This window comes from Aquificaceae bacterium, assembly GCA_037481935.1.
In the GTDB taxonomy this organism is placed as follows: domain Bacteria; phylum Aquificota; class Aquificia; order Aquificales; family Aquificaceae; genus Pampinifervens.
In genome coordinates, this window is sequence record JBBFKQ010000008.1 from 102,240 (window position 1) to 110,303 (window position 8,064).

The window sequence follows — 8,064 nt, forward strand, 5'->3', positions numbered from 1 at the left end:
GAGGGTAAGAAAGATAAAGGACAGGGCATATCTTCATGGGCTTGTCAGGAAAGTCGTGTCCGCTCAGGATGTGGAGGGAGTTCTGAGGGAAGAGCTAAGGATAGATTGAAACATACGGGATGTTGCAGAAGGGCAAAATCCTCCATTAGGGAAAAGGCACGGCTCAACAGTTGCTCTTTTATCTGACCTTCGGGGATTCACGATTGGAGCTATACTATTTCTATGCAGTCTGGACTGTGGGAAGAGGCTCTTGTGGAAGAAGTTGTCTATTTAATAGCCCACCTTGCCCATGCGGAGCAGCACCTTATGGAGCTTGAGGGAGAGACAAAGCTGCAAGACCTTGTCCTCTATATAGACGAGCTCAGAAACAGGCGAAAGAGTGTGGGAAACCTTCTATTCTCCGTTCTTGAAATATCTGGCGAATCTGGAGGTGAGTTCAGGAGCAAGGTGGAGAGCCTGTGGTGTGTTCTGAAGCACCTTTCCATGGCGCTTGTGCACTGCGATGAGTCTGCGGAGAAGGTCATACGCAGGATGGACTGTGCACTGGCAGGGGGCAGAGAGGAAGAGGCAAAAAAGCTCTCTGAAAAGCTGAGGGAGCTATACGATTTGCGTCAGTCTATCAGAAATTCTATAAGAGAGCTACTCTTTGAGGTTTCAAAGAAGCTCACGAAGGCACCTGCGGTGCGGTGCAGAGAAGACCTCTGCCTTGTAGAAGGAGAAGAAGATGCCCTACAGAGACCTGAGAGACTTTCTCAAGAGGCTTGAAAAAGAAGGTGAGCTGGCACGAATAGGGGAACCCCTCTCTCCTATCCTTGAGATTACAGAAGTCACCGACAGAGTTTCCAAGATGCCCGGAGGTGGCAAAGCCCTTCTCTTTGAGAGGGTGGAGGGCTATTCGGTGCCGGTGCTTACCAACCTTCTGGGCTCAGAAAAGAGGATAAAGCTGGCACTTGGATACGAAAACCTTGAGGACATTGGCTGGAAGCTCTACAAACTCCTCAGGCCCGAAATCCCTCACACCTTCTTAGACAAGCTAAAGAGGCTTCCTGAGCTCAAAAAGCTCAACGACTCCCTGCCAAGGGTTGTAAAGGACGGACATATAAGGGAGAACATAAAAAAGGAGAAGATTGATATTCTGGAGTTTCCCATACTTCAGTGCTGGCCAAAGGATGGAGGAAGATACATCACCTTTGGTCAGACGATTACAAAAGACCCTGAGAGCGGCATAAGAAACGTAGGGCTCTACCGCATACAGGTGCTTTCTCCTACAGAGCTTGCCCTCCACTGGCAGATTCACAAAGATGGAAACCACCACTACTGGAAGGCAAAAAGGCTGGGCAAGAAACTGGAGGTTGCCATAGCCATAGGCGGAGACCCTGTGCTCTCATACGTTGCCTCCGCACCTCTTCCACCAGAGGTGGACGAATACCTCTTTGCAGGTCTGATAAGGGAAGAGGGCGTGGAGCTCATAAAGGGCATTACCGTAGACATTGAGTATCCCGCCCATGCGGAGATGGTGATAGAGGGCTATGTGGACCCCTCTGAAGAGCTTGTAGATGAAGGTCCCTTTGGAGACCACACGGGCTTTTACACGCCTGTAGACAAGTATCCAAGGATGCACATCACCGCCATCCTGCACCGCAACAACCCCATCTACCTTGCCACCATAGTGGGAAAGCCCCCTCAGGAAGACAAATACATAGGCTGGGCTACAGAAAGAATCTTCCTTCCCCTTATCAAGTTTAACCTGCCTGAGGTGGTGGACTACTACCTGCCTGCGGAAGGCTGTTTTCATAACTTCTGCTTTGTATCCATAAAAAAACGCTATCCGGGGCATGCTTACAAGGTAGCCTACGCACTGCTGGGGCTTGGTCTTATGTCCCTCACAAAGCACATAGTGGTTTTTGACCAGGATATTGATGTGCACGACTTTGGACAGGTGCTCTGGGCATGGGGCAACAATGTGGACCCGGGGAGGGATGTGCTGATACTCAAAGGTCCCATAGATGTGCTGGACCACTCCACCAACGAGGTGGGCTTTGGTGGCAAAATCATAATAGATGCCACCACCAAGTGGAAGGAAGAGGGCTACACAAGGGAGTGGCCTGAGGTCATAGAGATGTCTGAGGATGTGAGAAAAAAGATAGACAGCCTGTGGCACAGGCTGGGACTATAAGAGCACTTCCCTTATGCCGAGCCTTCTTCTGTAGGCTTTTAGGGTATTCAGAAGCAGGGCGGTCACAGTCATGGGTCCAACTCCACCGGGCACAGGCGTTATGGCAGAGGCCTTTTCCTTTACCTCCTCAAAATCCACATCACCCACTATTCTGCCTTCAAGCCTTGAAATACCCACATCCACCACCACCGCACCCTCCTTTACCATGTGAGCCTTTATAAGGTGCGGCACGCCAGTGGCAGATATCAGGATGTCCGCCTGACGCGTATACTGGCTTATGTCCCTTGTGTGTATGTGGCAGACGCTCACAGTGGCATCCCTCCAGAGCATGAGGAGTGCCAGAGGCCTTCCCACAATAAAACCAGCACCCACTATAACCACATCCCTGCCCTTCACATCTATCCCATAGCTTTTCAGAAGCAGGTCTATGCCCAGAGGGGTGCAGGGAACAAAGCCATCCTCTATGCGTGCTACCAGCCTTCCCATGTTTTCAGGGTGAAAACCATCCACATCCTTTCTGGGGCTTATGGCAAGGATTACCTCCTGCTGGTCTATATGTGGTGGCAGGGGAAGCTGGACAAGGATGCCATCCACCTGGTCCTCAGAATTGAGCTGAGCTATGAGCTCAAGAAGTTCCTGAGTGGTGGTATTTTCCGGCAGTTCATAGGAGAGAGACCTTATGCCCACCTTCTCACAGGCTTTTTTCTTGTTGCCCACATAGACCTTGCTTGCAGGGTCTTCTCCCACAAGAACAACCGCAAGAGTTGGAGGTCTGAAACCCTTTGCAGTATAGCCTTCAACCTCCCTGTGTATCTCTTCCCTTATCCTTTCTGAGAGTTCTTTACCGTCAAGTATGAGAGGAGTGCTCACTACCTTTTCCATTTTGTTCCCGCTGGTGTGTCTTCAAGCACTATACCAAGGTCTTTTAGCCTGTCTCTTATAAGATCCGCCACATGGTATAGCCTTTCTTTTCTTACTGCGTTTCTTACCTCCACAAGAAGCTCCACAAGCCTCTGGTCAAAAACCTGCCCAGCCTCCAGCTCCTTCTGAACAACCCTTCTGACCTCACACTCTGGTCTGTAGTCCTCTAAAAGACCAAAAACTCCCCTCAGGTTCTTTATGATGGAGTTTACCGCAAACTCATAGGCCTGAAGCTCCTGCGTTGATATTCTGCCTTCAGAGAAGGCTCTGTTCTTGAGTTTATTGAGCTCTGTTATGAGACCATAGACCACTGCAAGCGCCTGAGGGGTGTTGAAATCCTCGCTCAGGGCATGAAAGAAGGCTTCTTGTGTTTCCTTAACCTTTTCAAAAAGGTAATGAGTCCCCTTTTCTTCGTAAACTGACAACTTTTTGAGAAGCTCAAGATCTTCGAGGGCATTTATGAGCCTTTCATAGGCTCTTTTAGTCTCTTCCATCTTTTCCCAGGAAAAGTCCAGTGGGCTCCTGTAGTGAGTAAAGAGCACAAGAAGCCTGAGAATGTCAGGATGGTATTTAGAGTATACCTCTCTCAGGGTTATGTAATTGCCAAGGGACTTGGACATCTTCTGGCCGCCCACTGTAACCAGTCCATTGTGAACCCAGTATCGGGCAAAGGGTCTTCCAGTAAGGGCCTCCGCCTGAGCTATCTCGTTCTCATGGTGAGGAAACACAAGGTCAAGACCTCCTCCGTGTATATCTATGGTCTGACCCAGGTGCTTGAAAATCATGGCCACGCATTCTGTGTGCCAGCCAGGTCTTCCAGGTCCCCAGGGCGAATCCCATGCGGGCTCGCCCACCTTTGCAGACTTCCAGAGGGCAAAATCCAGAGGGTTTTTCTTTTTTTCAGAGGGCTCTACCCTTGCACCCGCCTCCAGCTCCTCCACGTTTCTCTTTGAGAGCTTTCCATACTCTGGAAAAGTAGAAACTGAGAAGTAAACATCACCCCCAGACTCGTAGGCATATCCCTTTTCCACAAGCCCCTTTATCACCTCTATTATCTCCCCTATATGTTCTGTGACCCTTGGCTCCACATCTGCAGGCTTTACGCGGATGTTTTCCATATCCATGTAGTAACTGGCAATGTATCTGTTGGCTATGGTCATAAAGTCCGTGCATTCATGACTGGCCCTGTTTATTATCTTATCGTCCACATCGGTAAAGTTTCTCACAAACTTTACCCTGTAGCCCATATGCTCAAGAAACCTTCTGAAAACATCAAAGACTATAAGGCTTCTTCCGTGTCCCACGTGAGAATCGTCGTAAACGGTCACACCGCAGGTGTATATGAGCACATGAGGAGGGTCTACAGGGACAAACTCCTCAACCCTGCCAGTGAGGGTGTTATAGATGCGGATGCTCATAGTAGTATTTTAGCATGGTAAAATACCATAGGCATGGGCTTTCTTGACAGGTTCAGGAAAAAGGAGGAGAAGGAGGTCCTCTGGACAAAGTGCGAAAACTGCAAATCCCTACTCTATATTCCCGAGCTCAGGGCAAACCTGAATGTATGTCCCAAGTGCCAGCACCATTTTATCATGCCTGCAAAAGAAAGGCTTGAGCAACTCCTTGAAAACTACCAGCTTCTCTTTGAAAACATAAGGCCCACCGACCCCCTCAACTTCAAGGACACAAAAAGCTACAAAGACCGACTCAAACAGGCTCAGGAACAGACTGGCCTTTCTGAGGCGATGCTTATTGCGGAGGGGCTCTTAAGGGAGGAGAGGGTGGTGCTTGCGGTCATGGACTTTGGCTTTATTGGTGGAAGCATGGGCTCAGTGGTGGGTGAGAGGTTCTACAGGGCGTGCAGGTATGCCAGTGAAAAGAATATACCTCTCATTGCGGTGATCACTTCTGGTGGTGCTCGCATGCAGGAGGGAATACTGTCTCTTATGCAGATGGCAAAGACCTCCATAGGCGTGGGCTATCTAAAAGAAAAGGGCATTCCTTATATCACCGTGCTTACAGACCCCACCACTGGAGGGGTATCCGCCAGCTTTGCCTTTCTTGGCGACATAATCATTGCAGAACCGAAGGCTCTCATAGGCTTTGCAGGACCCAGAGTCATAGAGCAGACCATAAAGCAGCAACTACCTGAGGGTTTCCAGACTGCGGAGTTTCTGCTTCAGAAGGGTATGGTGGATATGGTGGTTCACAGAAAGGACCTGAAAGATACACTGCATCACCTCATAAAACTCACCACCTACTGGAGAAGGCATGTGGAGGTTTGAAGAAGACCATCCCTTTGCCCTTGCCTACAGGCTTGTGGAGGAGGGAAGGCTTGACCCCTGGGATGTGGACATATCAGCCCTTGCCAGGGCTTACATGGAGGAGATAAGGAGACACGAGCTTCTTGACCTGAGAGTGCCCGCAAGGGCGGTGCTTGCAGCCTCCTTTCTCCTGAAAAAGCAGACAGAGGTTCTTTTCCCAGAACCAAAGCAGAAAAGGGAAAGAAAAAAGCTCACCCTTCAGGAGATAGTGGAGCAGTTTGAAAGCCAGCAGGAGGAAGTGGCGGAAGAGCTAAGTCAGAGGATAGAGAAGGTTAGGAGGGTGGTAAAAAAGATAAAGGTGAGGAATGTGAACGGGAGGAGGAGGGAAAGAAGATTTCCCGTGCATATATCAAGGTTTGAGGACGCTCTGGAAGAGCTCAGAGAGGTGCTTCTGGAGAAAAGGCACATACTATCCTTTTATGAACTCATCCTTGGCAAAAGCCTTGTGCCCTACCTTATGGCTCTTATGGTGCTATATCAGGATGGACTTGTGGAAATAGAGCAGGATGAACCATATGGAGACCTGAGAATAAGAGCTCTGGAAGAATATATTTAAAGCTGGAGGTAATAGAGTGTTGAGGCTTAAGTTTAACGAGGAAGGTCTCATACCCGTCATAGCACAGGATCACAGGACGGGTGAAGTGAGGATGTTTGCATGGGCAAACGATGAAGCTATTAGAAAAACACTGGAGACAGGCTATGCCCATTACTATTCAAGGTCAAGAAAGAGCATATGGAAAAAGGGAGAGACCTCTGGGGAGCTTCAGAGGGTGGTGGAGGTAAGGGTGGACTGCGACGAGGACGCTCTGCTGTACATCGTGGAGCAGGAAAAGAACACCGCCTGCCATACGGGAGAGAGGAATTGTTTTTTCAGAAACCTCGAGGGAGGACAGGCTAAAAGAGTCCTTCCCTTTGAAGCCCTGCAGAGGCTTCAGGAGGTGATAAGACAGAGACTTCAGGATATGCCAGAAGGTTCATACACGGTCAAACTCTACAAAGAAGGTGAGGACCGTGTGCTTCAGAAGTTTGGAGAAGAAGCCATAGAGACCCTTATAGCCCTCAAGAGGGGAGCGCCAGAGGAGATAAGGGCAGAAGCCTCCGACATGCTCTACCACCTGCTTCTTATGCTCACCATAAGGGGAATAGGCATAGAGGAGGTTCTCAGTGAGCTTGCAGGGAGAATGAAATAGTCTTAAGATTTTTTTATGGCTGTTTTTCTTTTTCTACTATTGCTTCTCAGCCTATCTCATGCAAAAGTCTTCATTTCCCAGTGGCAGGATGCGGTAACCCCTCTAATGGTGGACTATGTAAAAAGAAGCCTTGAGCGTGCGGAGAAGGAAGGAGGGACAATATTTGTGCTTGAGCTGAACACTCCCGGTGGTCTCGAGAGCTCCATGAGGGAGGTGGTTCAGGAGTTTCAGAGGACTCCCCTGCCGGTAGTAGTGTATGTTTACCCTCCAGGAGGGCGTGCAGCCTCCGCAGGTGCAATTATAACCGTTTCTGCAGATGTGGCGGTGATGGCACCGGGAACAAACATAGGAGCGGCAACACCCGTGCAGATGGGCGGTGAGAGGATGGATGAGGCTATGAGAGAAAAGGTCATGCAGGACATGCTTGCCTTCGTCAGGAGCATAGCAAAGGAAAAGGGCAGAAACCCGGAGGTCATAGAGAGGATGGTAAAGGAGGCCATATCGCTCACACCGGAAGAGGCTCTGAAGGAGAAGGTTATAGACCTCATAGCTGTAGACAGGACAGACCTTCTAAAGAAGCTTGAGGGCAGGAAGATAAATAAGCATGGAAAGGAGATTACCCTCAAGACGGAAGGAATCCAGACTGTGGAAGTAGGAAAGAGCCTGAGAGAGGAGCTCCTGAGGGTCATAACCAATCCCACACTTGCATACATGCTTCTTCTTATAGGCTTTTATGGTATATTCTTTGAGCTATACAACCCTGGCTCTATCATACCTGGTGCAGTGGGCGTAATATGTCTGCTTCTTGGTCTCTACGGTCTGGGGGTTATAGGAATAAACTGGCTTGGTCTCCTGCTCATACTTGCGGGTATTCTCCTTCTTGTTCTTGAGCTTGTAACCCCAACTTTTGGTGGTCTTGCCATAGCAGGTGCCATAGCCCTTGCCCTTGGATCCTTCATACTCATAAGTCCAGAGTCTCCCTATGGAAACATACCCATTAGTGTCATAGCCACAATGGTTGGTCTTACAGTAGCCTTTTTCCTCTTCGCTGGTAGACTTGGGCTGAAGGCTCAGAAGAGAAAGAAGATGCTGGGCACAGAAGAGCTGGTGGGTGAGCAGGGGGAAGTTTTTACAGACTTTGTGCAGGGCAGAGGAAAAGTTTTTGTGCATGGTGAGATATGGAATGCCATAAGCGATGAACCTCTAAAGAAGGGTGAGCAGGTGGTGGTGGAGGAGGTAAGGGGAATGGTTCTAAAGGTCAGGAAGGTTTAAACGGAGAGGGCGGGATTCGAACCCGCGGTACGGGGTTTGCCCGTACACAGCATTTCCAGTGCTGCACCTTCGGCCACTCGGTCACCTCTCCTGAAGGTAAATATTATAACCCGAGTTGCAAGTTATAAGAAATTATGGTAAAAAAAAGCTCCCCATGGAAAACCCATAGGGAGGATTAAGA

The 8,064-nt window shown here is 49.3% G+C and carries 8 protein-coding genes and 1 tRNA gene; 6 read left to right on the plus strand and 3 right to left on the minus strand.

All coding sequences use genetic code 11. The annotated features are described in order from the left end of the window. Positions 1-222 precede the first annotated feature (222 nt). Both WHS43_08020 and WHS43_08025 read left to right on the plus strand, forming a co-directional pair. Positions 223-765, plus strand: a complete 543-nt coding sequence (locus tag WHS43_08020; protein MEJ5339584.1) for a hypothetical protein — start codon at positions 223-225, stop codon at positions 763-765. Next, complete coding sequence (locus WHS43_08025) at positions 725-2,176, plus strand: menaquinone biosynthesis decarboxylase (GenBank protein ID MEJ5339585.1); 1,452 nt, start codon at positions 725-727, stop codon at positions 2,174-2,176. The genes WHS43_08020 and WHS43_08025 overlap by 41 nt, the downstream gene beginning before the upstream one ends. Here WHS43_08025 and folD read toward each other — a convergent pair. Together folD and cysS are read right to left on the minus strand one after the other, a co-directional pair. Then, positions 2,171-3,058, minus strand: coding sequence for a bifunctional methylenetetrahydrofolate dehydrogenase/methenyltetrahydrofolate cyclohydrolase FolD (gene folD / locus WHS43_08030; GenBank protein MEJ5339586.1), 888 nt, complete (start codon positions 3,056-3,058; stop codon positions 2,171-2,173). The genes WHS43_08025 and folD overlap by 6 nt on opposite strands. Then, positions 3,046-4,515 (minus strand): cysteine--tRNA ligase, encoded by a 1,470-nt coding sequence (gene cysS / locus WHS43_08035; GenBank protein MEJ5339587.1) that lies wholly within the window; start codon positions 4,513-4,515, stop codon positions 3,046-3,048. The genes folD and cysS overlap by 13 nt, the downstream gene beginning before the upstream one ends. A gap of 33 nt (positions 4,516-4,548) precedes the next feature. Between cysS and accD the strand changes: the two genes are divergently transcribed. Genes accD through WHS43_08055 form a run of 4 tightly spaced genes read left to right on the plus strand, consistent with a single transcriptional unit; the run spans position 4,549 to position 7,883 of the window. Beyond that, positions 4,549-5,382 (plus strand): acetyl-CoA carboxylase, carboxyltransferase subunit beta, encoded by an 834-nt coding sequence (accD, locus tag WHS43_08040; GenBank protein ID MEJ5339588.1) that lies wholly within the window; start codon positions 4,549-4,551, stop codon positions 5,380-5,382. Beyond that, complete coding sequence (locus WHS43_08045) at positions 5,369-5,977, plus strand: segregation/condensation protein A (GenBank protein MEJ5339589.1); 609 nt, start codon at positions 5,369-5,371, stop codon at positions 5,975-5,977. Before accD ends, WHS43_08045 begins: the two co-directional genes overlap by 14 nt. Before the next feature lie 16 nt (positions 5,978-5,993). Further along, positions 5,994-6,611, plus strand: coding sequence for a bifunctional phosphoribosyl-AMP cyclohydrolase/phosphoribosyl-ATP diphosphatase HisIE (gene hisIE, locus WHS43_08050; protein MEJ5339590.1), 618 nt, complete (start codon positions 5,994-5,996; stop codon positions 6,609-6,611). A 15-nt stretch (positions 6,612-6,626) separates the two neighbouring features. Further along, a complete protein-coding gene (locus WHS43_08055; protein ID MEJ5339591.1) occupies positions 6,627-7,883 on the plus strand; it encodes a nodulation protein NfeD in 1,257 nt (418 codons plus the stop codon). A 1-nt stretch (position 7,884) separates the two neighbouring features. On the opposite strand, the gene WHS43_08060 is transcribed toward WHS43_08055, so the two are convergent. After that, positions 7,885-7,974 (minus strand) — tRNA-Ser (locus WHS43_08060). Positions 7,975-8,064: the final 90 nt, after the last annotated feature.